The sequence below is a fragment of the Actinokineospora baliensis genome, from assembly GCF_016907695.1.
Lineage (GTDB): Bacteria > Actinomycetota > Actinomycetes > Mycobacteriales > Pseudonocardiaceae > Actinokineospora > Actinokineospora baliensis.
The window spans coordinates 475,306-498,958 of record NZ_JAFBCK010000001.1; the positions used below are offsets into that span (position 1 = coordinate 475,306).

General features: G+C 71.8%; 21 protein-coding genes. 11 read left to right on the forward strand and 10 right to left on the reverse strand.

The window, feature by feature from the left end; genetic code table 11:
- The first annotated feature begins 29 nt into the window (after nt 1–29).
- Nucleotides 30–1,553: a glycerol kinase GlpK gene (gene glpK / locus JOD54_RS01785; RefSeq protein ID WP_204448875.1), complete on the forward strand. Its 1,524-nt coding sequence runs from the start codon at nt 30–32 to the stop codon at nt 1,551–1,553.
- Nucleotides 1,554–1,610: 57 nt separating this feature from the next.
- On the opposite strand, the gene JOD54_RS01790 is transcribed toward glpK, so the two are convergent.
- From JOD54_RS01790 to JOD54_RS01800, 3 genes are all read right to left on the reverse strand, one after another.
- Nucleotides 1,611–2,039: a DUF4190 domain-containing protein gene (locus JOD54_RS01790; protein WP_204448876.1), complete on the reverse strand. Its 429-nt coding sequence runs from the start codon at nt 2,037–2,039 to the stop codon at nt 1,611–1,613.
- A gap of 193 nt (nt 2,040–2,232) precedes the next feature.
- Nucleotides 2,233–2,382, reverse strand: a complete 150-nt coding sequence (locus JOD54_RS01795) for a hypothetical protein (protein ID WP_204448877.1) — start codon at nt 2,380–2,382, stop codon at nt 2,233–2,235.
- A gap of 183 nt (nt 2,383–2,565) precedes the next feature.
- The gene (locus JOD54_RS01800; RefSeq protein WP_204448878.1) at nt 2,566–3,966 is read right to left on the reverse strand and encodes an NAD(P)H-quinone dehydrogenase; all 1,401 of its coding nucleotides are present in this window, start codon (nt 3,964–3,966) and stop codon (nt 2,566–2,568) included.
- Nucleotides 3,967–4,105: 139 nt separating this feature from the next.
- Between JOD54_RS01800 and JOD54_RS01805 the strand changes: the two genes are divergently transcribed.
- The 4 genes from JOD54_RS01805 to JOD54_RS01820 all read left to right on the forward strand — a co-directional run bounded on the left by JOD54_RS01805 (nt 4,106) and on the right by JOD54_RS01820 (nt 6,424).
- Nucleotides 4,106–4,567 (forward strand): gamma-glutamylcyclotransferase family protein, encoded by a 462-nt coding sequence (locus JOD54_RS01805; protein WP_204456009.1) that lies wholly within the window; start codon nt 4,106–4,108, stop codon nt 4,565–4,567.
- A gap of 98 nt (nt 4,568–4,665) precedes the next feature.
- Nucleotides 4,666–5,229 carry an AMIN-like domain-containing (lipo)protein gene (locus JOD54_RS01810; RefSeq protein ID WP_204448879.1) on the forward strand — a complete coding sequence of 188 codons (564 nt, stop codon included), beginning with the start codon at nt 4,666–4,668 and terminating at the stop codon, nt 5,227–5,229.
- A 17-nt stretch (nt 5,230–5,246) separates the two neighbouring features.
- Nucleotides 5,247–5,795 (forward strand): AMIN-like domain-containing (lipo)protein, encoded by a 549-nt coding sequence (locus tag JOD54_RS01815; protein WP_307859787.1) that lies wholly within the window; start codon nt 5,247–5,249, stop codon nt 5,793–5,795.
- A gap of 239 nt (nt 5,796–6,034) precedes the next feature.
- The gene (locus JOD54_RS01820; RefSeq protein ID WP_307859788.1) at nt 6,035–6,424 is read left to right on the forward strand and encodes a peptidase inhibitor family I36 protein; all 390 of its coding nucleotides are present in this window, start codon (nt 6,035–6,037) and stop codon (nt 6,422–6,424) included.
- An 81-nt stretch (nt 6,425–6,505) separates the two neighbouring features.
- On the opposite strand, the gene JOD54_RS01825 is transcribed toward JOD54_RS01820, so the two are convergent.
- From JOD54_RS01825 to JOD54_RS01845, 5 genes are all read right to left on the reverse strand, one after another.
- Complete coding sequence (locus JOD54_RS01825; protein WP_204448881.1) at nt 6,506–7,810, reverse strand: M20 family metallopeptidase; 1,305 nt, start codon at nt 7,808–7,810, stop codon at nt 6,506–6,508.
- A 205-nt stretch (nt 7,811–8,015) separates the two neighbouring features.
- The gene (locus tag JOD54_RS01830) at nt 8,016–8,327 is read right to left on the reverse strand and encodes a hypothetical protein (protein ID WP_307859789.1); all 312 of its coding nucleotides are present in this window, start codon (nt 8,325–8,327) and stop codon (nt 8,016–8,018) included.
- Between the two features lie 4 nt (nt 8,328–8,331).
- Nucleotides 8,332–9,330, reverse strand: a complete 999-nt coding sequence (meaB, locus tag JOD54_RS01835; protein ID WP_204448882.1) for a methylmalonyl Co-A mutase-associated GTPase MeaB — start codon at nt 9,328–9,330, stop codon at nt 8,332–8,334.
- Nucleotides 9,323–11,512, reverse strand: a complete 2,190-nt coding sequence (scpA, locus tag JOD54_RS01840; protein ID WP_204448883.1) for a methylmalonyl-CoA mutase — start codon at nt 11,510–11,512, stop codon at nt 9,323–9,325. Before scpA ends, meaB begins: the two co-directional genes overlap by 8 nt.
- Entirely contained in the window at nt 11,509–13,356 is a 1,848-nt protein-coding gene (locus JOD54_RS01845) for a methylmalonyl-CoA mutase family protein (protein ID WP_204448884.1), read from the reverse strand. Before JOD54_RS01845 ends, scpA begins: the two co-directional genes overlap by 4 nt.
- 129 nt (nt 13,357–13,485) lie before the next feature.
- Between JOD54_RS01845 and JOD54_RS01850 the strand changes: the two genes are divergently transcribed.
- The gene (locus tag JOD54_RS01850) at nt 13,486–15,147 is read left to right on the forward strand and encodes a serine/threonine-protein kinase (RefSeq protein ID WP_204448885.1); all 1,662 of its coding nucleotides are present in this window, start codon (nt 13,486–13,488) and stop codon (nt 15,145–15,147) included.
- A 679-nt stretch (nt 15,148–15,826) separates the two neighbouring features.
- Here the strand turns inward: JOD54_RS01850 and JOD54_RS01855 are convergent.
- Nucleotides 15,827–16,468, reverse strand: a complete 642-nt coding sequence (locus JOD54_RS01855) for a MerR family transcriptional regulator (RefSeq protein ID WP_307859791.1) — start codon at nt 16,466–16,468, stop codon at nt 15,827–15,829.
- Between the two features lie 86 nt (nt 16,469–16,554).
- Here JOD54_RS01855 and JOD54_RS01860 point away from each other — a divergent pair, with 86 nt between their 5' ends.
- The 5 genes from JOD54_RS01860 (at nt 16,555) to JOD54_RS01880 (ending at nt 22,143) form a co-directional block, all read left to right on the forward strand.
- Complete coding sequence (locus tag JOD54_RS01860; RefSeq protein ID WP_204448886.1) at nt 16,555–17,451, forward strand: hypothetical protein; 897 nt, start codon at nt 16,555–16,557, stop codon at nt 17,449–17,451.
- Complete coding sequence (locus JOD54_RS01865; RefSeq protein ID WP_204448887.1) at nt 17,448–17,894, forward strand: ABA4-like family protein; 447 nt, start codon at nt 17,448–17,450, stop codon at nt 17,892–17,894. The genes JOD54_RS01860 and JOD54_RS01865 overlap by 4 nt, the downstream gene beginning before the upstream one ends.
- Complete coding sequence (locus tag JOD54_RS01870) at nt 17,891–18,697, forward strand: purine-nucleoside phosphorylase (protein WP_204448888.1); 807 nt, start codon at nt 17,891–17,893, stop codon at nt 18,695–18,697. The genes JOD54_RS01865 and JOD54_RS01870 overlap by 4 nt, the downstream gene beginning before the upstream one ends.
- On the forward strand, nt 18,694–20,325 hold the full coding sequence (locus JOD54_RS01875; protein WP_204448889.1) for a phospho-sugar mutase: 1,632 nt from the start codon (nt 18,694–18,696) through the stop codon (nt 20,323–20,325). Before JOD54_RS01870 ends, JOD54_RS01875 begins: the two co-directional genes overlap by 4 nt.
- Before the next feature lie 291 nt (nt 20,326–20,616).
- Nucleotides 20,617–22,143: an FG-GAP-like repeat-containing protein gene (locus JOD54_RS01880; RefSeq protein WP_204448890.1), complete on the forward strand. Its 1,527-nt coding sequence runs from the start codon at nt 20,617–20,619 to the stop codon at nt 22,141–22,143.
- A gap of 548 nt (nt 22,144–22,691) precedes the next feature.
- Here the strand turns inward: JOD54_RS01880 and JOD54_RS01885 are convergent.
- Nucleotides 22,692–23,639, reverse strand: a complete 948-nt coding sequence (locus tag JOD54_RS01885) for an aldo/keto reductase (RefSeq protein ID WP_204456013.1) — start codon at nt 23,637–23,639, stop codon at nt 22,692–22,694.
- Between the last annotated feature and the right edge of the window lie 14 nt (nt 23,640–23,653).

Below are 23,653 nucleotides of genomic sequence, written 5' to 3' on the forward strand. Positions count from 1 at the left end.
TGTGAAACCCAGCGTGAAACGGAGTCCCGATGACCGAGTACGTCGCCGCAGTGGACCAGGGCACCACCTCGACCCGCTGCATGGTGTTCAGCCACGCGGGTGAGGTGGTGTCGGTCGACCAGCGCGAGCACACCCAGGTGCTGCCGCGCGCGGGCTGGGTGGAGCACGACCCGGCGCAGATCTGGGACAACACCCGCGCGGTGGTGGCAGGCGCGTTGGCCAAGGCGGACCTGCACACCACCGACATCGCCGCGGTCGGCATCACCAACCAGCGCGAGACCGCCGTGGTGTGGGACCGCAAGACCGGCGAACCGGTGTACAACGCCATCGTCTGGCAGGACACCAGGACCGACCGGATCGCCACCGCGCTCGGCGACCTCGGCGGCGGGCAGGAGCGGTACCGGGCCAAGACCGGGCTGCCGCTGGCGACCTACTTCTCCGGCCCGAAGGTCCGCTGGATCCTGGACAACGTCGACGGGGCGCGGGCCAGGGCCGAGGCGGGCGACCTGCTCTTCGGGACCATGGACACCTGGCTGCTGTGGAACATGACCGGCGGGGTGGACGGCGGGGTGCACGCCACCGACCCCACCAACGCCTCCCGCACCCTGCTCATGGATCTGTCCACTCTGGACTGGGACGCCGACATCGCCGAGGAGGTGGGCATTCCGCTGTCGATGCTGCCCAGGATCGCCTCCTCGTCCGCCGAGCTGGGCCGGGTGCGCGAGCGCGGCGCGCTGGCCGGGGTGCCGATCGCGGGCGTACTCGGCGACCAGCAGGCGGCGACCTTCGGGCAGGCGTGCCTGTCCCCCGGCGAGGCCAAGAACACCTACGGCACCGGCAACTTCGTGCTGCTCAACACCGGGACGGAACCGGTGATGAGCGAGAACGGCCTGCTCACCACGGTGTGCTACCGGATCGGCGACCAGGCCCCGGTGTACGCGCTCGAGGGCTCGATCGCGGTCACCGGGTCGCTGGTGCAGTGGATCCGCGACAACCTGGGCATGATCGGCTCGGCCGCGGAGATCGAGGAGCACGCCCGCTCGGTCGAGGACAACGGCGGCTGCTACTTCGTGCCCGCGTTCTCCGGCCTGTTCGCCCCGCACTGGCGCTCCGACGCGCGCGGGGCGATCGTCGGCCTGACCCGGTTCATCACCAAGGGCCACCTGGCGCGCGCGGTGCTGGAGGCGACCGCGTTCCAGACCAGGGAGGTCATCGAGGCGATGAACGCCGACTCCGGGGTGCCGCTGACCGCGCTCAAGGTGGACGGCGGGATGGTGGGCAACGAGCTGCTGATGCAGTTCCAGGCCGACCTGCTCGACGTGCCGGTGATCCGGCCGGTGGTGGCCGAGACGACCGCGCTGGGCGCCGCCTACGCCGCGGGGCTCGCGGTCGGCTACTGGGGTGGTCTCGACGACGTGCGCGCCAACTGGGCCAAGGACAAGGAGTGGGTCCCGGCGATGGCCGCCGACGAGCGGGAGCGGCTCTACCGGCAGTGGCACAAGGCGGTGACCCGCACCCTGGACTGGGTGGACGACGACACCGGCACCGAGTGAGTCCACAGAGGACCTACGCGGTGCCGCTGCCCCCGAGCCACCGCGGTACCAGCCTGCTCAGACGACCACCGAGGACACCGCGATCAGCAGCAGGATCCAGGTCGCCAGCGCGATGGCGCCGCAGGTGAGCCCCGCGATCGCCAGACCCTTGTTGTTGGCCTCGCCGCGGTTGGCCTTGGCGATGCCGACCCCGGAGAGCGCGACGCCGATGATGGCCAGGATCAGCCCGACGAACGGCACCCAGACGAAGATGAGACCGAGCAAGCCGGTGACGAAACCGCCGGTGCCGGGCCCGTTCTGCGGCTGCGGGCCGTACTGGGCGACGACGACCTGCTGCGGCACCTGCGCGTACTGCTGCGCGCCGTAGGGCTGCTGCCCCGGGTAGGGCTGCGGCGGCGGGGCGACCGGGAACTGGCCGCTGTTCGGGTCGACGGGGTAACCGGGCTGCTGCGCGGGCGCCTGACCGTACGGGTCTGGTTGTGACATGGCTGGGGTGCCTGCCTCTCGATACGAGGGAACTCGCACCGAAGGTCGCCGCTCATCGGGGGCCCGTTATCCCGCGTGACCGTTCCGTAACGTGTACGGGCGAAATCCGCCGGTACGCGGAAAACGCGCCTGGGCGCGCCGTTCGGGTCACCCCCGCCTCCAGGGGTGACCCGAACGGCGTGGACCCGCCGCGTCAGACCCCGGTTCTGTCCGGGGTCCGCGGTGCGAGGAAAACCGCCAGCAGGCGGGGGATCTGTCCGATCCCGCCGCAGCGCGGGCAGAAGTCCTTGCGGTTGGGGGCGAGTCCTGAGCCCAGGCATTCCGGGCACTCGGTCCGACGCATGGCCAGCCTCCGTACGTAACGGTTGGGTTCCCCAGGGGTACCGGCTCAGTAGGTCTGTCGAAAGAGCGGTGCCGGGGATTCACTCTTTCTCGTGTAAATCCGGTCACCGAGAAGGCAGCGAACCGGACCACAATATGCACGAAAGAGTGAAGTTGCGGCGGGAACCCGGGAACTGGGCGAATTTCAGTCGAGGTCGTCGTGCCGCATGAGCTGGCGGCCCGCCTCGGTGATCGACCCCGACAGCGAGGGGTACACCGAGAAGGTCAGCGCGAGGTCGTCGACGGTCAACTGGTTCTGCACCGCGAGGGCGATCGGCAGGATCAACTCGCTGGCGCTGGGGGCCACGATGACCCCGCCGATCACCACGCCGGTGGCCGGGCGGCAGAACAGCTTCACGAAACCGCGGCGCAGGCCCTCCATCTTCGCCCTGGCGTTGGTGGCCAGCGGCAGCGTGATCGTGCGCGCGGGCACCTCGCCGCTGTCGATGGCCTGCTGGCTGATCCCGACGGTGGCGATCTCGGGGTGGGTGAACACGTTGGCCGCGACGGTCTTGAGCTTGATCGGGGCGACACCCTCGCCGAGCGCGTGCCACATCGCGATCCGGCCCTGCATGGCCGCCACCGAGGCGAGCATCAGCACACCGGTGCAGTCGCCTGCGGCGTACACGCCGGGGATCCCGGTGCGCGACACCCGGTCGACGGTGATGAACCCGCCGGGGCCCGGCTCGACGCCGATCTTGTCGAGCCCGATGTCGGTGGTGTTGGGCACCGAGCCGACGGTCATCAGCGCGTGGCTGGCCCGGACCGTCTCGCCGCCCTTGAGGTGCACGGTGACCCCGGTGTGGTCGCGCTCGATCTTCTCCGCGCGGGCGTGCTTGACCAGGGTGGTGCCGCGCTCGGAGAACACGTCCTCCAGCACAGCGGCGGCGTCGGCGTCCTCGTGCGGCAGGACCCGGTCGCGGCTGGAGATCACGGTGACCTTGACGCCCATCTCGATGAACGCGGAGGCGAACTCGGCGCCGGTGACCCCGGAGCCGACCACGACCAGGTGCTCCGGCAGCTCGGGCAGGTCGTAGATCTGGCGCCAGTCGAACACGCGCACCCCGTCCGGCTCGGCGCCGGGGATCACCCGGGGGGTGGCGCCGGTGGCGATGAGCACGACGTCGGCGGGCAGCACCTCGGTGGTGCCGCCGGACTCCACGGCGACCCGGTGCGCGGCCATGCCGGTGCGGTCGTCGCAGAACCGCGCGGTGCCGGTGACCACCCGCACGCCCTCGCGCTGCACCCGGTTGCGGATGTCGGCGGACTGGGCGAGCGCCAGGCCGCGCACCCGGCCCCTGACCACCGGCAGGTGCACCGTCGAGTCGACGTCGTCGGTGCCGATCCCCAGCTCGTCGGCGTCGCGGAAGGCGACCCTGGCACCGGCCGAGGCGATGAAGGTCTTGGACGGGACGCAGTCGTAGAGCACGCAGGCGCCGCCGAGGCCGTCCCGCTCGACCACGGTCACCTCGGCGCCGTGCTGCGCGGCGACCAGGGCCGCCTCGTACCCGGCAGGCCCGCCGCCCATGATCACGATCCGGGTCACCTGGTCCTCCGTTCACCCGCGCGTGTACCCGCGAACACGGTAGCCGGGGCGGCCCAACCGGGTCGGGGGTGGCCGCGAAAAGGTGATCCCTGGGCGCGGCTGCCTGCTGACACCGCACGGTGTGGCTAGGCTGTCCGGCGTGCCGCTCTATGCCGCTTACGGGTCGAACATGGATCCGGGCCAGATGACGCAGCGTGCCCCGCATTCGCCGATGGCCGGGACGGGGTGGCTCGTCGGGTGGCGGCTGACCTTCGGGGGCGAGGACCTCGGGTGGGAGGGCGCGCTGGCCACCGTCGTCGAGGACCCGGACTCGCAGGTGTTCGTCGTGCTCTACGACGTCACCGACGACGAGAAGAACCTGGATCGCTGGGAGGGCTCCGAGCTGGGGCTGCACTCCAAGATCCGGTTGCGGGTGCAGACCCTGGAGGGCTCCGTGCTCTCCTGGCTCTACGTCCTCGACGCCTACGAGGGCGGCCTGCCCTCGGCCCGCTACCTCGGTGTGGTCGCCGACGCCGCGGAGGCCGCCGGGGCACCCGCCGACTACGTCGAGGACCTGCGGATTAGGCCGTGCAGTGGAATCGGGCCCGCCGCGACCAGCTGAGCACAACTCCGGGGTGTGCCGCACGTCTCCTCCGGTATGGCCGACTCGCGGCCATACCGCTCGCCGACCAGGTGTCGGCCAGTGCGAGGAGAACGGACATGGCACATCGGAGATCCTGGCTCGCCACCCTGACCGCGGCGCTCGCCGCCGTCACCCTGTCAGCGACCCCAGCGGCCGCTGACCCGACACCCACCGCCGCGACCTGCGGCACCACCTGGGGTTCGCTGCCCAAGTCCAGCGCGGGCGCGCCGGACAACGGCTCGCTCACCGGGGTCCGCTCCGGCAGGCACGACTGCTACGACCGGCTCGTGTTCGACATCCGCGGCGCGCACGTGCGCGACTACTCGATCGGCTACGCCGACTCGTTCGAGGACATCGCGGGCAACCCGGTCACCGTGCGCGGCGGCGCGGGGCTGTTCCTCCACGTCGACGCCTCCGCCTACGACCTCGACACCGGGGACCTGCTGTTCGACCCGCCGAACCCGGCGGAGGTGGTCGCCGTCGACGGCTACCGGACCTTCCGGCAGCTGCACTCGCTCGGCGGCCGCGTGCCGTACACGACGTTCGCACTCGGGGTCCGGGCGCGCCTGCCCTTCCGAGCGCTCACGATCGACGACGGCAGCACAACGCGACTGGTCATCGACGTCGCGCACACATGGTGAGAAGAGGGGGAGTTGCGGTGAAACGCTTGTTCTCGATCGTGGCCGCGGTGGCCGTGGCGTGCACACTCGCGGTGTTCGCGCCCGGTGCGGCCACAGCGGACCCGTACTGCGGCATCACGTGGGGCTCCGGGGTCAAGTCCGCGGGCCTCAACGCCGCGGGCTGGCTGCGCGACGTGCGCGGCGGCAGGCACGAGTGCTACGACCGGCTGGTGATCGACCTGGACGCCCCCGGCGGCCACGGCTACCACGTCAGCTACGTCAACGAGATCACCCAGGACGGCAGCGGCGCCGTCATCCCGACCCGGGGCGCGGCGAAGCTGCAGATCGTCGCCCGCGGCCGCGCCTACGACGACAACGGCCAGTCGACCTACCACCCGGCCAACTGGACCGAACTGGTCGACGTCACCGGCTGGTCGACCTTCCGGCAGGTGGTCTTCGCAGGCACGTTCGAAGGCGACTCGACCGTGGGGATCGGGCTGCGGGCCCGGTTGCCGTTCCGGGCGTTCACCCTGCCGCGCGACAACGGCGGCACCCGGATCGTGATCGACGTGGCGCACTTCTGGTGATGTGAACCGAACGGGTGACCGCCCCGGAATCCGGGGCGGTCATCCCTTTGTGGACCGCTGACGATTCGACGCGCCCGTTCGCCACGGAATTGGTCGGATCAGGTGGATGATCGCCGCCCCCGTTCCCCTGCGCCGCCGTTCCGGTGGAAGATGATCTCGCGGCGCCGCACACCGACCAGATATCTCGGCGAAATGGGAGGGTTCGGATGCGGACAATGGCCAGGCGGTGGGCTCGAACAGTGACTGCCATCGGGGGGAGCGCCATTCTGGCGGTGGCCACGGCGACCGCGGCCGGTGCCGCGACAGCCAGGAACGGGGTCTGCGAGACCGGGGAGTTCTGCCTGTACTGGGGCTTCGGCCTGTCGGGATCGGTGTCGGACTTCAGTGGTTCGATCTCGAACTACGGCGCCTCGCAGCCGGGGTGCTACGAGTTCAAGGGGCCAGGCGCGGGTCAGGGTGAATGCGTCAAGAACAATGCGATCTCGGCCTGGAACAGGACGAGCGGGAACCAGATCACGGTGTACTACAACAGCGGCTACGGTGGAATATCAGACACATTCCTGCCCGATGAGCACGGGGACATGATCGAGGCGATGCGCAACCAGAACGCCTCGCACAAGTTCGCGTAATCGCAGGGGTTCCGACCGCCGCACGGGAAAAACCCGGGGGTCCACGTTCCGCACGTGAACCCCCGGGGAGCCGGGGAACCCTCAGGCCAGCGCGGCCAGGGCGGTGTGGGTCATGACGCGGATGCCCGCCAGCAGGGCCCGCTCGTCGAGTTCGAAGGTCGGCTGGTGCAGGTCCCGCATCGGGCCCTCGCCCGGCCACACGCCCAGGCGCATGAAGGAGCCGGGGACGTGTTCGAGGTACCAGCCGAAGTCCTCGCCGCCCGCCGACTGCTTGGTGCCCGCCAGCGCGTCCTCGCCCAGGGCCGCCTCGATCGCGGTGCGCAGGTACTGCGTGCTCTCGCGCTCGTTGATCACCGGCGGCACGCCGCGGCGGTGCTGGAGTTCGTAGCCGACGCCGGTGGGGGCCAGCAGGGACTGCACCAGGCCCTCCACCAGGGGCTCCAGGTCGGCCCAGACGTCGTGGTCGCCGGTGCGCAGGGTGCCGCGCAGGAACCCGTCCTGCGGGACGGCGTTGGGGGCGTCGCCCGCGTGGACGGCACCCCACACGAGCACGGTGCCGGAGCGGGGGTCCACCCGGCGCGACAGCAGCGCGGGCAGGCCGGTGATCACGGTGCCCAGGGCGTGCACCAGGTCGGCGGTCAGGTGCGGGCGGGAGGTGTGCCCGCCTGGCGAGGTGAGGCGCAGTTCGAGCAGGTCGGTGGCCGAGGTGATCGCTCCGACCCGGGTGCCGACCCGACCGACCTCGGTGCGGGGGTCGCAGTGCAGGCCGAAGATGCGCTCCACGCCGTCGAGGCCGCCCGCGTCGATGACCTCGAGCGCGCCGCCGGGCATGACCTCCTCGGCGGGCTGGAAGATCAGCCGGACGCGGCCGGGCAGGGACGGCGCGGAGGCCAGGGCGATGCCGGTGGCCAGCAGGATCGTGGTGTGCGCGTCGTGGCCGCAGGCGTGCGCGGCGCCGGGGGTGGTCGCGGCGTAGGGCAGGCCGGTGGCCTCGGTCATCGGCAGGGCGTCCATGTCCGCGCGCAGCGCCACGCAGCGCTCACCGGTGCCGATGTCGCAGATCAGGCCGGTGCCGCCGGGCAGCAGCTCCGGCTGCAGGCCGAACGACTTGAGCAGGCCCGCGACCAGCTCGGTGGTGGCGAACTCCTGCCGGGACAGCTCCGGGTGGGCGTGGATGTGCCGGAACCAGGCCAGCACGTCGGCGGCGTTGGCGGCGAGCCACTGGTCCAGCCACTCCGGTCCGCGCCCCGCGCCGAGATCTTCCACAGGGGGCATAGTGACCCCACTGGGGGTGATCAGCACGGCGGACTCCGGACCCGACTTGGCCACCCGGGTACCTCGGCCACCCTCGAAGGGCAGGTCGGGCCGCGAATCCAACACAGTCACGCGACCCCTCCGGCGATGGGCTTCTCGGTCGTTGTTGCGGTCTCCATTTGTCTTCGATCCTGCCCTATGGCAGGCGTCACCCAGCGCCGTTCCGGGCGCTGTACGGCCCGCGGTAGCGCGGCTGCGACCAACGGTCAGCCGACCTTCGCCCCGGCTGGTTGTTGATCAAGACGACCGGTGTTCGTACCGGGGTGAACGCCGGTGCTCAGCCCTTCTTGCGCTTGGACCGCACCCGGTTGCCGTAGATCACCAGGCCGAGCAGCACGACCGCGACCACCCCGACGACCAGCTTGTTCTTCGCCTTGTCGGCGTCGGCCTCGGTCTGCGCCGGGGGGATCTCGACCCCGGGTGCGGTGGTTTGTTGGGCGAGCACGGCTGAGCCGGGGACGGGGGCGGCCGAGGCGGTACCCACGGCGGTGCCCAGTGCGAGCAGGACGCCGAGGAGCACCGCGGACAGCAGCCGGGACACGCGGACGGACAAGGGCCGGCCCTCCAGGTCGGGGAGCGAATCGGTCACCAGGTTAGTCGGCCCGGTCACTGTCCGCGAAGGCCGAAAGGATCTTCTCGGCGGCCAGCGTCGCGGTCAGCCGACCGGCGCGCACCTCACCCTCGAGCCCGGGGGTCAGCGCGCGGACGGCCGGGTGGTCGTGCAGCCGGGCGAGCAGGGTGTCGCGGACCATCGCCCAGGTCCAGTCGACCTGCTGCTGCCTGCGCTTCTCGGCGAGCTCGCCGGTGGCCGACAGCGCCAGGTGGTGCTCCTCGACCCGCGCCCACAGCTCGTCGAGGCCCAGGCCCTCCTGGCCGCTGCAGGTCAGCACCGGCGGGGTCCAGGTGGCGGCCGGGTTGCGCAGCAGCCGCAGGGCGCTCGCCAGCTCCCTGGCCGCCTTGCCCGCCTCGGCCGCGTGGTCGCCGTCGGCCTTGTTGACCGCGATGACGTCGGCGAGCTCCAGCACGCCCTTCTTGATCCCCTGCAGCTGGTCGCCGGTCCTGGCGAGGGTGAGGAACAGGAAGCAGTCGACCATGTTGGCCACGGCGGTCTCGGACTGCCCGACGCCGACGGTCTCCACCAGGACCGTGTCGTACCCGGCGGCCTCCATCAACACGATCGTCTCCCGGGTGGCCCTGGCGACGCCGCCGAGGGTGCCCGAGGTCGGCGACGGGCGGATGAACGCGGCCGGGTCGACCGCGAGCCGCGACATGCGGGTCTTGTCGCCGAGGATGCTGCCGCCGGTGCGGGTGGAGGACGGGTCGACGGCCAGGACGGCGACCGTGCGGCCCGCGGCGGTGAGGTTCGTGCCCAGCGCGTCGATGAACGTCGACTTGCCGACGCCGGGCACGCCGGTGATCCCGACCCGGTGCGCGCCGCCCGCGTGCGGCAGCAGCCGGACCAGCAACCGCTGCGCGAGGGCGCGGTGGTCGGCGCGGCGGGACTCGACCAGGGTGATCGCCCGCGACAGGACCGCGCGGTCGCCCGCGCGGACGCCGTCGGTGTAGGTGTCGAGGTCGAGCGGGTCAGCCAAGCTCGTGCCCGTGCCGCTCGGCCAGGGTCCGCAGCAGCTGGGCCGCCGCGGTGGCGATGACGGTGCCGGGCGGGAAGATCGCGGCGGCACCGGCGGCGCGCAGGTCGTCGAAGTCCTGCGGCGGGATGACCCCGCCGACGACGATCATGATGTCGTCGCGGCCGAGCTCGGCCAGCTCGCCGCGCAGCGCGGGCACCAGGGTGAGGTGGCCCGCCGCGAGCGAGTTGACCCCGACGATGTGCACGTCGGCCTCGACGGCCTGGCGGGCGACCTCGCCGGGGGTGGAGAACAGCGGGCCCACGTCGACGTCGAAGCCGAGGTCGGCGAACGCGGTCGCGATGACCTTCTGGCCGCGGTCGTGCCCGTCCTGGCCCATCTTGGCGACCAGGATGCGCGGCCGCCGCCCCTCGGCGTCGGCGAAGGCCTCGACCACGGCGCGGGTCCGCTCGACGGTGTCGCCGTCGCCGGACTTGCCGACCTCGTCGCGGTACACGCCGGAGATCGTACGGATCTGGGCGGAATGCCTGCCCCAGACCTTGCCGAGGGCCTCGGAGATCTCGCCGACGGTCGCCTTGGCGCGCGCGGCGTCGATGGCCAGTTCGAGCAGGTTGCCCTCGCCGGTCGCGGCACGGGTGAGCGCGTCGAGCTTGGCGGTGACGGTGTCGTTGTCGCGTTCTTCGCGCAGCCGCCGCAGCTTCTCCAGCTGCTGCCCGCGCACCCCTGCGTTGTCGACCTTGAGCACGTCGATCTGCTCGTCGTCGGTGAGCCGGTACTTGTTGACGCCGATCACCGGCTGGCGGCCGGAGTCGATGCGCGCCTGGGTGCGGGCGGCCGCCTCCTCGATCCGCAGCTTCGGGATGCCCGCGTCGATCGCCTTGGCCATGCCGCCCGCGGCCTCGACCTCGCTGATGTGCCCCCACGCCTTGGCGGCGAGCTCGTAGGTGAGCCGCTCGACGAACGCGGAGCCGCCCCACGGGTCGATCACCCTGGTGGTGCCGGACTCCTGCTGCAGCAGCAGTTGCGTGTTGCGGGCGATGCGCGCGGAGAAGTCGGTCGGCAGCGCGAGGGCCTCGTCGAGGGCGTTGGTGTGCAACGACTGGGTGTGCCCCTGGGTGGCGGCCATGGCCTCCACGCAGGTGCGGGCGACGTTGTTGTAGACGTCCTGCGCGGTCAGCGACCAGCCGGAGGTCTGGCAGTGCGTGCGCAGGCTCAGCGACTTGTCGTCGGCCGGGTCGAAGCCCTTGACCAGCCGTGCCCACAGCAGCCGGGCCGCCCGAAGCTTGGCGACCTCCATGAAGAAGTTCATCCCGATCGCCCAGAAGAACGACAGCCTCGGCGCGAAGGTGTCGACCGGCAGCCCGGCGTCGCGGCCCGCGCGGATGTACTCGACGCCGTCGGCGAGGGTGTAGGCGAGCTCCAGGTCGGCGGTCGCCCCGGCCTCCTGCATGTGGTAGCCGGAGATGGAGATCGAGTTGTACTTCGGCATGTTCCGCGAGGTGAACGCGAAGATGTCGGAGATGATCCGCATGGACGGGCCGGGCGGGTAGATGTAGGTGTTGCGGACCATGAACTCCTTGAGGATGTCGTTCTGGATGGTCCCGGCGAGCTGCTGCGGCGCGACCCCCTGCTCCTCCGCGGCGACCACGTAGAGCGCCAGTACCGGCAGGACGGCGCCGTTCATGGTCATCGACACGCTCATCTTGTCCAGCGGGATGCCGTCGAAGAGCTGGCGCATGTCGTAGATGGAGTCGATGGCCACGCCCGCCATGCCGACGTCACCGGCGACCCGGGGGTGGTCGGAGTCGTAGCCGCGGTGGGTGGCCAGGTCGAAGGCGACCGAGAGGCCCTTCTGGCCTGCGGCGAGGTTGCGGCGGTAGAAGGCGTTCGACTCCTCGGCGGTGGAGAACCCGGCGTACTGGCGGATGGTCCACGGCTGGTTGACGTACATCGTCGGGTAGGGGCCGCGCAGGTACGGCGGGATTCCCGGGTAGGTGCGCAGGAAGTCCAGGCCCGCGGTGTCCTCGCCGGTGTACACCGGCTTCACCGCGATGCCCTCCGGCGTCTCCCAGGTCAGCGCGTCGGCGTCCTTGCCGGTGTGCTCGCGCAGGGCGGCGCGCCAGTCGTCGCCGGTGGTCGGGGTGGGGTCGCCGAGCTCGACGGCGCCGAAGTCGGGGATGCTCATGCCGGGACTCCCAGGGTCAGCGCGGTCTCGCGCAGCACGGTGAGCGCGTCGCAGCCGGTGAACACGAATCCGTCCACTCCGGACTGGCGGTGTTCTTCTGACTCCTTGCCCGCCAACAAGACCCGCACGGCACCAGCGGCTTTGAGCGCCTCGGCGACCGGCGCGGCGAGTTCGGCGTAGGACTTCTCGGACCCGCAGATCACCGCAACGGTGGCCCCGCTGGCGGTGAAGCGCGCGGCCGCGGTCTCGGCGTCGGCGATCACGCCGCCGTCCGGGGTCTCGATGCCGCCCGCCTGAAACAGGTTGGCGGCGAAGGTGGCGCGGGCGGTGTGCGCGGCGACCGGCCCGAGGGTGGCGAGGAAGACCTTCGGCCTGGCGCCCGTCGCCTCCAGTGTCCTATCGGAACGGTCGCGGAGCTCTTCGTACGCCTCGGCGTAGCGGTGCACCGGCAGGCCGCCGGTCGGGGCGGGCGGGGCCGGGGTGCGGACGGGGGCGCGCTCGGCCAGGTTCGGGAACTCGCTGACCCCGGTGATCGCGTCGGCCCTGGTGGCCAGGTTGCGCTCGCGCTCGGCCCAGGTGGCGGCGAGCTGGTCGGCGACAAGGCCGCTGGTCAACGCGCTCGGCAGACCACCGGCGCGCTCGATCTCGGTGAACCAGGCCCAGGCCGCCTTGGCGAGCTCGTCGGTCAGGCTCTCGACGTACCAGGAACCGCCCGCCGGGTCGATCACACCCGCGAGCCGGGATTCCTCCAGCAGCACCGACTGCGTGTTGCGGGCGATGCGGCGGGCGAAGGCGTCCGGCAGGCCGATGGCCGAGTCGAACGGGAGCACGGTGACCGCGTCCGCGCCGCCGACGCCCGCGCCGAACGCGGCGAGGGTGCTGCGCAGCATGTTCACCCACGGGTCGCGGGCGGTGAGCATCGCGGGCGAGGTGACCGCGTGCTGCCGCTGCCCCACCGGCTTCGCGCCGATGACCTCGACCACCCGCGACCACAACCGGCGCGCGGCGCGGAACTTGGCGATGGTGAGGAACTGGTCGGCGGTCGCGGCGAAGCGGAACTCGAGCTTGGCGACCGCGGTGTCGACGTCGACGTTCACGGTGGTGATCGCGCGCAGGTAGGCCACGGCCGCGGCCAGGGCGGCGCCGAGTTCCTGGGCGTCGGACCCGCCCGCCTGGTGGTAGGGCAAGCCGTCGACCATGACCGAGCGCAGGTTCCCGTAGTGCTTGGTCTCGGCGACGTGCGCGGCGAGGGCGCTCAGGTCGGCCGGTTCGCCGGTGCGGGCCTGGTGGCCGAGCGGGTCGGCGCCGAGGTTGCCGACGACGTCGGAGTGCAGGATGCCCCGGTCGGCGAAGAGGGTGAGCAACTCCTGGCCCGCGGCGTCGTAGTCGGCGCCCGCGTCCAGGGTCACCGGGGCGAGGTCGAGGTAGACGTCCTGCAGCACGTCACCCAATCGGCCCAGCGGGATGCCCGCGTCGCCGACGACCAGCCACAGCGAGGTGACGCCGTTCTCCAGGTCGGCCAGCACGGTCCGCGCGTCGGTCGCCGGGTCGGCGTGCCGCTGCCGCACGTCCCAGCCCGCGGCGCTGTTGCCGTCCGGGCGCGCGCCCCGGGTGAACGGCGGCAAACCCGGGTGACCGACCACCGGGGCCTGGTCATCGGCGGTGTAGAGCGGCTTGACGGTGATGCCGTCGTAGGTGCGCGACGCCAGCAGGTCTTCGACCGGCCGGTCGTGGCCGTCGGGTACGGCGTTGGTGCGCCGCAGGACCCGGTCGACCAGGCCCTGCCAGCGCGCGTGGTCCGCGGCGGGGAACTCACCAGCCAGGACCAAGTCGGAGGCCGTCATGCCCAGTGATGCTACGGAAACCGGCTGTCGGCACCAGGTGGCCGGTATGTGAGCCTGATCGCGGTTACCGGCGGGTAAGAACGAGCTACGTTCGACTTTCACCCGTGGCGCACGGCCGGGTGGGTGACAATGTCGCCCGTGCCCGCCCCCGAACCGCCGCAGCGCCTGGTCGCAGGGCGTTACCGACTGCGCAAGCTGCTGGGCCAGGGGTCGATGGGCACCGTCTGGGAGGCCCACGACGAACTGCTGCGCCGGCCGGTCGCGGTCAAGCAGGTGCGGCTGCCCGCCGACGACACCCCGGTCGAGGAGATCGAGGAGCTGCGCGAGCGGACCCTGCGCGAGGCGCGGGCCATCGCGGTGGTCTCGCACCCCAACGTGATCACCCTGCACGACGTGGCGCTCGAGGACGACGAGCCGTTCGTGGTGATGGAGTTCCTGGTCGCCGCCAGCCTCGCGGAACTGGTGACGGCCAACGGGCCGCTGTCGGTGGAGCAGGCGGCCATCGTCGGGCACGCGGTGGCCGCCGCGCTCTCGGCCGCGCACACCGCAGGCGTGGTGCACCGTGACGTCAAACCGGGCAACGTGCTGGTCAGCCCGGACGGCCAGGTGAAGCTGACCGACTTCGGCATCGCCCGCAACCTGTCCGAGCGGACGCTGACCAGCACCGGGATCATGCTCGGCTCGCCCTGCTACATCGCCCCGGAGATCGCCTCCGGCGGCGCGGTCACCCCCAACGCCGACCTGTGGGGCCTCGGCGCGACCCTGTTCGCCACCGTCGAGGGCCACGCCCCCTACGACGCCGACGCCCCCGCGATGGAGATCGTCGGCCAGGTCGTCAACGGCGACGTGCCCAGGCCGGAGCACGACGGTCCGCTGCGCGAGGTGATCATGGGCCTGATGGTCAAGGACCCCGACGCGCGGATGTCGCTGCGCGAGGTCCGCGAGCGCCTGTACCCGCTGATGCCCGCGCCGGGCAGCCCGGTCTACGAGAGCCTGCGGCTGGACCCGCCCGCCCCCGAGGAAGCGCCGACGGTGGTGACCAGGCCGGTCGCCCCGCTGGACGGGCCCACCGAGACCGGCATACCGCTGGCGTCCACCCCGGGCCCGCTGCCGTTCCAGCGCGGCGGTGCCCGGCGGAGCCCGGCGGTGGCGGTGCTGCTGGGAGCGGTGTCGGTGGCGCTGTTCGCCACCGCGGCGGTCGGCGGTTTCGCGCTGACCCGAGCGGTCGCCGGTCAACCGGTCCTGCCGGTGAGCGCCCCGGTCGCCTCACAACAAGCCGCCGCCCCCCTGCGCGAACTCGTCGTCCGGACCGCCGACGCGGCCACCCTCGCGGGCGAACAGGGCGGCAGCTTCAGCGTGCCGGTGCCGGGCGACTGGGTGAAGTTCGTCGAGCAGCGGACCGCGCGGACACTGCCCAACAGCACCCGGGTGCACTGGGTGTCACCGGACGGCACCTCGGAGATCGTGGTGGAGCGGTTCCCGAACTTCTACCCCAAGCACGAGGTCGAGCAGTACCTCCGCGTCATGTCCAGCCGCACCCCCGGCTTCCGGATCGTCAACAACACCGCCCTCGACGGCGGCGGCTCCCAACTCACCTACCGGACTGTCGACGCGGTAGCCGCGGGCGCCACCGGCAGCGACGTCAACCGGACCACCATCGCCAACATCCTCCCCACCGACAAAGACCTCTGGGTAGTCAGCGTCACCGTCCCCATCGACCAGGAGGACACCGGCCGCCGCGGCCTCTTCGCCCGGATAACCCCAGAATTCCGCGTCCTGGGCCGCGGCTAGCCCGCCGCTGGATCGCCCGGTTCGGGGCCGTGCCGCGGCGACGGCGACCGGATGGCGGCAGAAGCGCACCAGTCGAACCACGGCGCCGCCCGCTCAGCGGCGCCCCGCCAACACGCGGCACTCGCCTGAGCGGCCTGAACTCCCCGCCCTGCGTCGGGTCCCGCCCGCTACCAGGCCGTCGGGGAACGCTGCCCCAGCGGCACCTGGCCACTCGGATCAGCAACCTCCCGCACGACGGCCGATCCTTACCAGAGTGCCGCCAGGTATCTGAAGCCCACCACCATCGCTTGGGCAACCCGGACGTCCGCGCTCTCGACGCCAGCCAGCCCGCCACCGGGCATCGAGGAAGCGCCGCCCCGATGGGGCCTCAGCACGGCGGCACCAAGTCCCTTGAATCGGCGGCCTCCCGCCAGACGACCGATCCTCATCGGCGGCGGCCCTGGGCAACTTGGATCGGCGGCTGGCCGCCCCTCGCCGGAGTGGCGCCAGAGATCCGCAGCCGACTACCGTCGCCTGGGCAACCCCAGAACTCCGCGTCCTAGGCCGCGGCTGGATCGCCGGGTTCGGGGCCTTGCGCGGCGGCGGCCGGATGGCGACAAGCGCGCACCAGTCGTGCCAGTGGCGCCAGGTAACCGCAGGCCTCCACTTCGCCCGAGAAACCCGGGCCCCTGGGCCGCGGCTAGCCCCCCGTCTCGTCGGGGTAGCGCTTGGTGGATTCGGCGGCTTGGGCCAGGCGGCGTAGGGCTAGGAGGGCGGTGTCGCCCAGCACTGTGCCTACTACGACTTTCTCCAGCATGCCGTCGATGCCGGGGTGGTCGGCGATGTAGTCGAGGTCGGCGACGCCGATTTGTTCGGCTATGAGGGCGTAGCGGCGGACCAGGTCGAGGAAGCCGGTGTGGCCCAAGGCTTGCGCGGTCACCAGGGTCGCCGCGAGGGCGCTGGTGGCTGGGTGGTCGTCGGGGGTGCACCAGCCGAGGGCGGTGGTCATGGCGGTGACCTCTTGCTCCGCGGCGGTCTGGATCTCCGGTTCGGCGTTCTCGGGCATCGCGGGCAGCACGGCCTTCTGCACGGTGCCGAGCAGTTTGTCGACGTTGCCCGCCGGGGTGTCGACGGCGCCGAGGACCTCGCGGACCTTGGCCACGGGGAGCCTGCCGACCTCGATCAGGGCGCGGACCAGCCGGAGCCGGTGGACGTGGCCCTCGTCGTAGCGCGCCTGGTTGGGGCTGGTGCGCTCGCCGGGGGGAACCATGCCCTCGCGCAGGTAGTACTTGATGGTCGGCACGGCGACCCCGGTCCGTTTGCTCAGCTCACCGATCCGCACAGCGCTCCTGCCCTCGACAACGCCAGATGGATAGTGTACTTATCGAAAGCAGACAGCACCACTATCCATAACCCGAGGGGCGAGACATGCGGACCTGGTACAGACCCTTAGTGGCCTTCAGCGGCCTGATGGCGCTCACGGCCCTCGCCTCGGTGATCGGGCTGCTCGTGGACGACCGGGAGCTGCTCGGCGCGCCGATCTGGATGAAGCCGCTGAAGTTCAGCCTGTCGTTCGTGGCCTTCGGGCTGTCCTGGGCGTGGCTGCTGTCGCTGCCCGAGCGCAGGCCCCGGTTCCTGCGCGGCACGGCGCTGGTGGTCATCGCCGGGTCGCTGGTCGAGATGGTGATCATCATCGGCCAGGTGGTGCGCGGCAGGCGCAGCCACTTCAACGTCGGCACCCCGTTGGACTCGATGCTGTTCAACATCATGGGCGCCACCGTCGCCGTCCTGTTCATCGGCACCCTGGTGCTCAGCGTCTACATCGCCGCCCGCCGCCTCGCGCCGGGGCCGGAGCTGCTGGCGATCCGGTTCGGCATGGGGATCGCGCTGGTGGGCATGGCCGTCGGCATCCTGATGACCACCGCGTCCAGCGGCGTGGACGGCGTCGTCGGCGCGCACAGCGTCGGCGTGGTCGACGGCGGGCCCGGCATGCCGCTGACCGGCTGGAGCACCACCGGCGGCGACCTGCGGGTGGCGCACTTCATCGGCATGCACGGCCTGCAGCTGCTGCCGCTGCTGGCGCTGGCCATCCGGGGTCGCGCCGAGCGCACCTCGACCAGGATCATCTGGACGGCCAGCCTGGGCTACCTGGCCGTCGTCGTGCTGACCACCTGGCAGGCGCTGCGCGGGCAGCCGCTGTTCGCCCCGGACTGGATCACCGGGACGGCGGTCGGCGTGATCGCCGCCGGCGTGGCGCTCGGCCTGCTGTCCGCGCGCGACAAGGCACCGACCCAGGCACCGACCGAGGAGAGGATCAGCGCGTGAGCACCGTCTTCGACTTCGCGTTCTACGCCGTCGTGCCGTTCTGGGCGCTGATGGTGTTCCTGCCGACCTGGTCGTGGACCCGCAAGATCGTCGAGTCGCCGTGGATCGCGCTGCCCGCGCTGGTGGTGTGGGCGGTGGCCGCGGTGCCGGTGATCGGGGACATGTGGACCGGGGTCACCACGCCGAGCCTGCAGTACTGGCTGGACTTCCTGCGCGACGACAACGCCGTCGCCGCGGTCTGGGCCCAGGTGCTGGCGTGGGACCTGCTGGTCGGCCGCTGGATGTACCTCGACAGCCGGGCGCGCGGTGTGCACCCGCTGCTGATGGGGCCGGTCCTGGTCTTCACCATCCTGCTCTCGCCGGTGGGGCTGCCGCTGTACCTGCTGGTGCGCCTGGGATTCCCAGCACGTGACGGTCGGGTCCGCGTAGGCTCCGGTGCGTGAGCGACTTCGACACTGACCCGCGCCGCTTCGCCGACGAGGCCGCGAAAGCGCTTGCCGAGCGCACCGGGGCGGCCACGCACGACATCGCCCTGGTGCTCGGCTCCGGCTGGCGGCCCGCGGTCGACCAGCTCGGGGCGCCGGAGGCCGAGGTGCCGATGGCGGAGCTGCCCGGGTTCCTCGCCCCGACGGTGCAGGGCCACGGCGGCACCATCCGGTCCATCGTGGTCGGCGACAAGCGGGTGCTGGTGCTGCTTGGCCGCACCCACCTCTACGAGGGCCACGGCGTCGCCAGGGCAGTGCACGGGGTGCGGACCGCGGCGGCGGCCGGGGTCAGGGCGGTCGTGCTGACCAACGCGGCGGGGTGCCTGATGGAGGGTGTCCAGGTCGGACAGCCGGTGGTGATCAGCGACCACCTGAACCTCACCGCCCGCTCCCCCCTGGTCGGCGCCGAGTTCGTCGACCTCACCGACCTGTACTCCCCCCGGCTGCGCGCGGTCGCCAAGGAGATCGACCCGACGCTGCGCGAAGCCGTCTACGCCGGGCTGCCCGGCCCGCACTTCGAGACGCCCGCGGAGATCCACATGCTGCGGGTGCTCGGCGCGGGCCTGGTCGGGATGTCCACGGTGCTGGAGGCGATCGCGGCCCGCGCTGCCGGTGTCGAGGTGTTCGGCCTGTCGCTGGTGACGAACCTGGCCGCCGGGATCACCGGGGAGCCGCTGGACCACATCGAGGTGCTGGAGGCGGGTCGCAAGGCCGCGGAGGGGATGGGCGGGCTGCTGCGCGAGCTGGTCGTGCGCTCGTGACCCGGCTGACCCCGGACCTGCGCGACCGCGCGTTCCGCTGGATCGCCGACGACGTCGACCCGGCCGCGCGCGCGGAGCTGCAGCAGCTCGTGGCACGGGCGATGGGCGGAGTGCCGGAGGCCGTCGACGAGCTGGTGGACCGGATGTCCGGGCCGCTGACGTTCGGCACTGCCGGTCTGCGCGGGCCGGTTCGGGCGGGCCCCAACGGGATGAACCGCGCCGTGGTGGTGCGGACGACGGCTGGGCTGGCCGCGTGGTTGGTGGCCGCCGGTCACGCGGGCGGGGTCGTCGTGGTGGGTCGGGACGCGCGGCACGGCTCAGAGGCGTTCTGCTCGGATGCCGCCGGGGTGCTGGCCGCGGCCGGGTTCGACGTGCGGGTGTTGCCGCACGCGCTGCCCACGCCGGTGCTGGCTTTCGCGACGCGGTCGCTGGGGGCGGTCGCCGGGGTGCAGATCACGGCGTCCCACAACCCTCCTGCTGACAACGGCTACAAGCTCTACGTCGACGGCGGCGCGCAGATCATCCCGCCCGCGGACCGGGAGATCGAGGCGGCGATCGCCGCAGTCGGTCCCGCCGTGTCGGTGCCCGTTTCCGCTTCCTGGACCGAAGCCGACGTACTTCCGTCCTATTTGGACAGCGTGGCCACCCTGCCGAGGGGCACCGCGCGCACGCTCCAGATCGCCGCCACGGCGTTGCACGGGGTCGGCGCGGGACCGCTGGCCCTGGCGCTGCGCGGGGCGGGGTTCACCGAGGTGGCCCTGGTGTCGGAGCAGTCGCTACCGGACCCCGACTTCCCCACCGTCAGCTTCCCGAACCCGGAAGAACCGGGGGCGACGGACCTGCTGCTGACCCGCGCGTCCGAAGTGGACGCCGACATCGCGATCGCGCTGGACCCGGACGCCGACAGGTGCGCGGTGGGGGTGCGTGACGGCTCATGGCGGATGCTGACCGGCGACGAGACGGGCGCGCTGCTGGGCGAGCACATCCTGTCCACGTGCTCGACGCCGAACCCGTTGGTCGCCAACACGATCGTCTCGTCGTCGCTGCTCAAGTCCATCGCCGCCGCGCACGGCGCCCGCTACGCGGCCACGCTCACCGGCTTCAAGTGGCTGATGCGCGCGGGCGAAGGTTTGGTCTACGCCTACGAAGAGGCTCTGGGCCACAGCGTCGACCCGACGCACGTCCGCGACAAGGACGGCATCTCGGCGGCCGTGCTCCTGTGCGACCTGGCGGCGACCATGCGCGCCTCCGGCCGAACCCTGCTCGACGCCCTGGACGACCTCGCCCTGACCCACGGCGTGTACACGACCCGCCAGGTCTCCCTCCGCGTCGCCGACCTGGCCCGGATCCCAGCCCTCATGGCGGCTTTGCGGGCGAACCCGCCCACATCCTTCGCGGGAATCCCGGTCACCGCCGAAGATCTACGCCCCGAGGCCGACGTCCTGCGCTACACCGGCGACGGCGTCCGCGTCCTGGTCCGCCCGTCCGGGACGGAGCCGAAGATCAAGGCATACCTGGAAACCTCCGCCCCGGCGACCACGCGCGAAGACCTCGCCGCCGCACGCACCGTGGCCACCCGGCGACTGGACGCGGTGGCCGAGGAGATCGCCGCGCTGCTCGGAGCCTGATCCGCCGCGCCCGCTCGTCGCCGTCACGGGCTGTGGACTCCATCACCACACCGTCCACCGCGGTCGTTCATGGTGAACCGGTCAAGAAGGACCGGGAATTGGCCTGGGAGCTGGGACCACTGTGGCCGGTGCCGCTCAGCGGGTGGACTGGTTCGGACCAGTAACTGTCCGAACCGGACGGAACACGCAGCGAGGTAACCGGGAAAACGCGAAACGGCGGCCCGATCGTCAGCGATGCGGCGGTCATACGGCGGCTCGTGGAGGAGTGGCCGGTTGAGGAGGTACCTACCCATGACCGCTCGTACCCGGGCGCTCGGAGTCCTCGCCGTGGTGGCGACGACGTTGACCCTGGCCGCGGTGCCCGCCGCCGCGGCGAACCCGATCACTTTCGCCCCGCGAGTGGACTACTCGACCGGCAACCACCCCGAGGCGGTCATCGACGCCGACCTCAACGGGGACGGGAAGCCCGATGTGATCACCGCTGACCGCTACGAGTGGCAGCTGACCGTGCTGCTGGGCACCGGCGCTGGCGCGCTCGGCCCGCGCACCACCGTCTACCCCGGTGACGAGCCGACCGCCCTGGCCACCGCCGACTTCAACGGCGACGGCAAGGCCGACGTCGCGGTCACCACCGCCGGGTCCGTGTCCCTGCTGCTGGGCAACGGCGACGGCACCTTCCAGGCGCGCCGGGCGTTCCCGGTGAGCGCGGGCGCCGAGGGCATCGCCGCTGGCGACCTCAACGGCGACAAGAAGGTCGACGTCGTCATCAGCCGCCCCGAGGGCATCACCGTCCTCTTGGGCAACGGCGACGGCACCCTGGGCGCGGGCACCGACCTGCTCGCGGGCGGCTACTCGCGCGGCGTCGTGCTCGCCGACTTCAACGGTGACGCCAAGACCGACATCGCGATCGGCGGGTTCTTCACCGGCACCGTCACCGTGTTCAAGGGCAACGGCGACGGCACCTTCGGCCTGCCGCTGCCGTTCGTGGCCAGCGTCAACCCGATCGACGTCGCCGCGGGTGACTTCAACCGCGACGGCAAGCTCGACCTGGCGACCGCCGACTACGGCCAGGGCACCGTCTCGGTCCTGCTCGGCAACGGCGACGGCACCTTCGGCCTGCCCACCGCCAAGGCCATCGGCCCGAACCCGTTCGGCGTCGCGGTGGCCGACCTCGACCTCGACGGCGACCCCGACCTGGCGGTCTCGCTCTCCGGCGCGGACAGCGTCACCGTCCTCAACAACGGCAACGGCACGTTCGAGCAGGCCGCGAGCCTGGGCACCGGCACCACGCCCACCGAGGTGCACGCCGTCGACCTCGACAGCGACGCCCGCGCCGACCTGATCACCACCAACCGCTACGCCGACGGCATCTCGGTGCTGCTCAACCGCACCACCAAGCCGGTCCCCCCGGCCAGCGACCTCGCGGTCTCGCTGCAGGCGTCGCCGAAGTTCGGCATCCTGGTGCCCGCCCTGCAGTACGCGATCACGGTCCGCAACGTCGGCCCGCAGGCACTGACCTCCGGCACCGTCTCCGCGACCCTGCCCGCGCCGCTGGTCCCGGTCGCCGGTCCCGGCTGCACCGTCTCCGGTCGCACCGTGACCTGCCAGGTCGGCGCGCTCGCGGTCGGCGCGTCCACGGTGAAGACGTTCTCCGCCCCGCTGGCCCTGTTCACCATCGGCACGTTCAAGGTCACCGCCCAGCGCACCGCGAGCGTCCCCGCCGACCCGAACCCGACCAACGACGTGGCCGCCCCCACCAGTTGCACCACCCTCGGGTTCATCCTGGCGATCTGCGGCCCCACCCCCGGCGGCCTCTGATCGGAAAACATCCGTGGCCGCCGTCCCCCTCCTTTCGGCGGCCACGGAGACGAACGGCGTTCCGCCGCGGTGATGCCCCCACCGCGGCGGAACCCGTTCTTGTGCTTTGTAGGGCCCTACAAACTCCGTGGACTACCCAACTCCCACGTCTCCCGTTACTGAGCCCGGGTTTCCCCCGCGATGGCCCGCATGCCCGCCTCCGGGTACCGGGTCCCTGCGACCGCGTCCACCGGCACCGCGTCCTCGATCCGCTTCAAGTCCTCTTCAGGACGTGCGTTGCCCCAGCATCACCGGGATCTCCGCAGGAGGCTCCTCCTCGCCGAGCAGTCCCGGCAGACCGCTACTCGGCCCGCGCTTCTCCTGCAATGGCCCACATGACCGCCTCCGGTTCCCGCGGCAGCGGCCACCGGCACGGCGCAGTCGACCCGCTTCAAGCCTTCGGGAAGCGCGCCTCAAGCATCGCTGGGCTGTCCGCAAGCGGCTTTCGCTGCGGTGGTGCCCCACCGCAGCGAAAGTCGCCATCCTCACCGGGATAACCCGGCATGCCGCTACTGGGCCCGGGTCTCCCCGGCGATGGCCCGCATACCCGCCTCCGGGTACCGGGTCCCCGCGACAGCATCCACCGGCACCGCGTCCTCGATCCGCTTCAAGTCCTCTTCGGACAGAGCGATCTCCAGCGCCGCCAGGTTCTCCCGCAGGTACGTGCGCCGCTTGGTCCCCGGGATCGGGGCGACGTCCGCGCCGCGGTGGTGGACCCAGGCCAGGGCCAGCTGTCCGGCGGTGACTCCGCGTTCGTCGGCCAGGGCGCGCAGCGCCTCCACAATCGCCAGGTTCTTGCGCAGGTTCTCTTCCTGGAAGCGCGGCTGCATGGCCGCGCGGAAGTCGCCTTCGCCGAAGTCCGCCACTGAGGTGTATCGGCCGGTGAGGAAACCCCGGCCCAGTGGCGAGTACGGCACGATGCCGATCCCGAGTTCGCGGGCGGTCGGCACGATCTCGGCCTCGATGTCGCGCGACCACAGCGACCACTCGCTCTGCAGCGCGGCGATCGGGTGCACCGCCGCCGCTCGGCGCAGGGTCGAGGCGCCCGCTTCGGACAGGCCCAGGTGGCGGACCTTGCCCTCGGCGACCAGTTCGGCCATCGCGCCGACGGTTTCCTCGATCGGGGTGTTCGGGTCGACGCGGTGCTGGTAGTACAGGTCGATGTGGTCGACGCCGAGCCTGCGCAGGGACCCTTCGCAGGCCTGCTTCACGTAGGCGGCATCGCCGCGCACGGTGCGCTGCTGCGGGTTCGCCGGGTCGCGGACGATGGCGAACTTGGTGGCCAGTACGACCTGGTCGCGGCGGTCCTTGATGGCCCGGCCGACCAGCTCCTCGTTGGTGTGCGGGCCGTACATGTCCGAGGTGTCGAGCAGCGTCACGCCGCGCTCGAGCGCCTCGTGGATGGTCGCGACCGACTCCGCGTCGTCGCGGCCCGCGTAGAACTCGCTCATGCCCATGCAGCCGAGGCCCT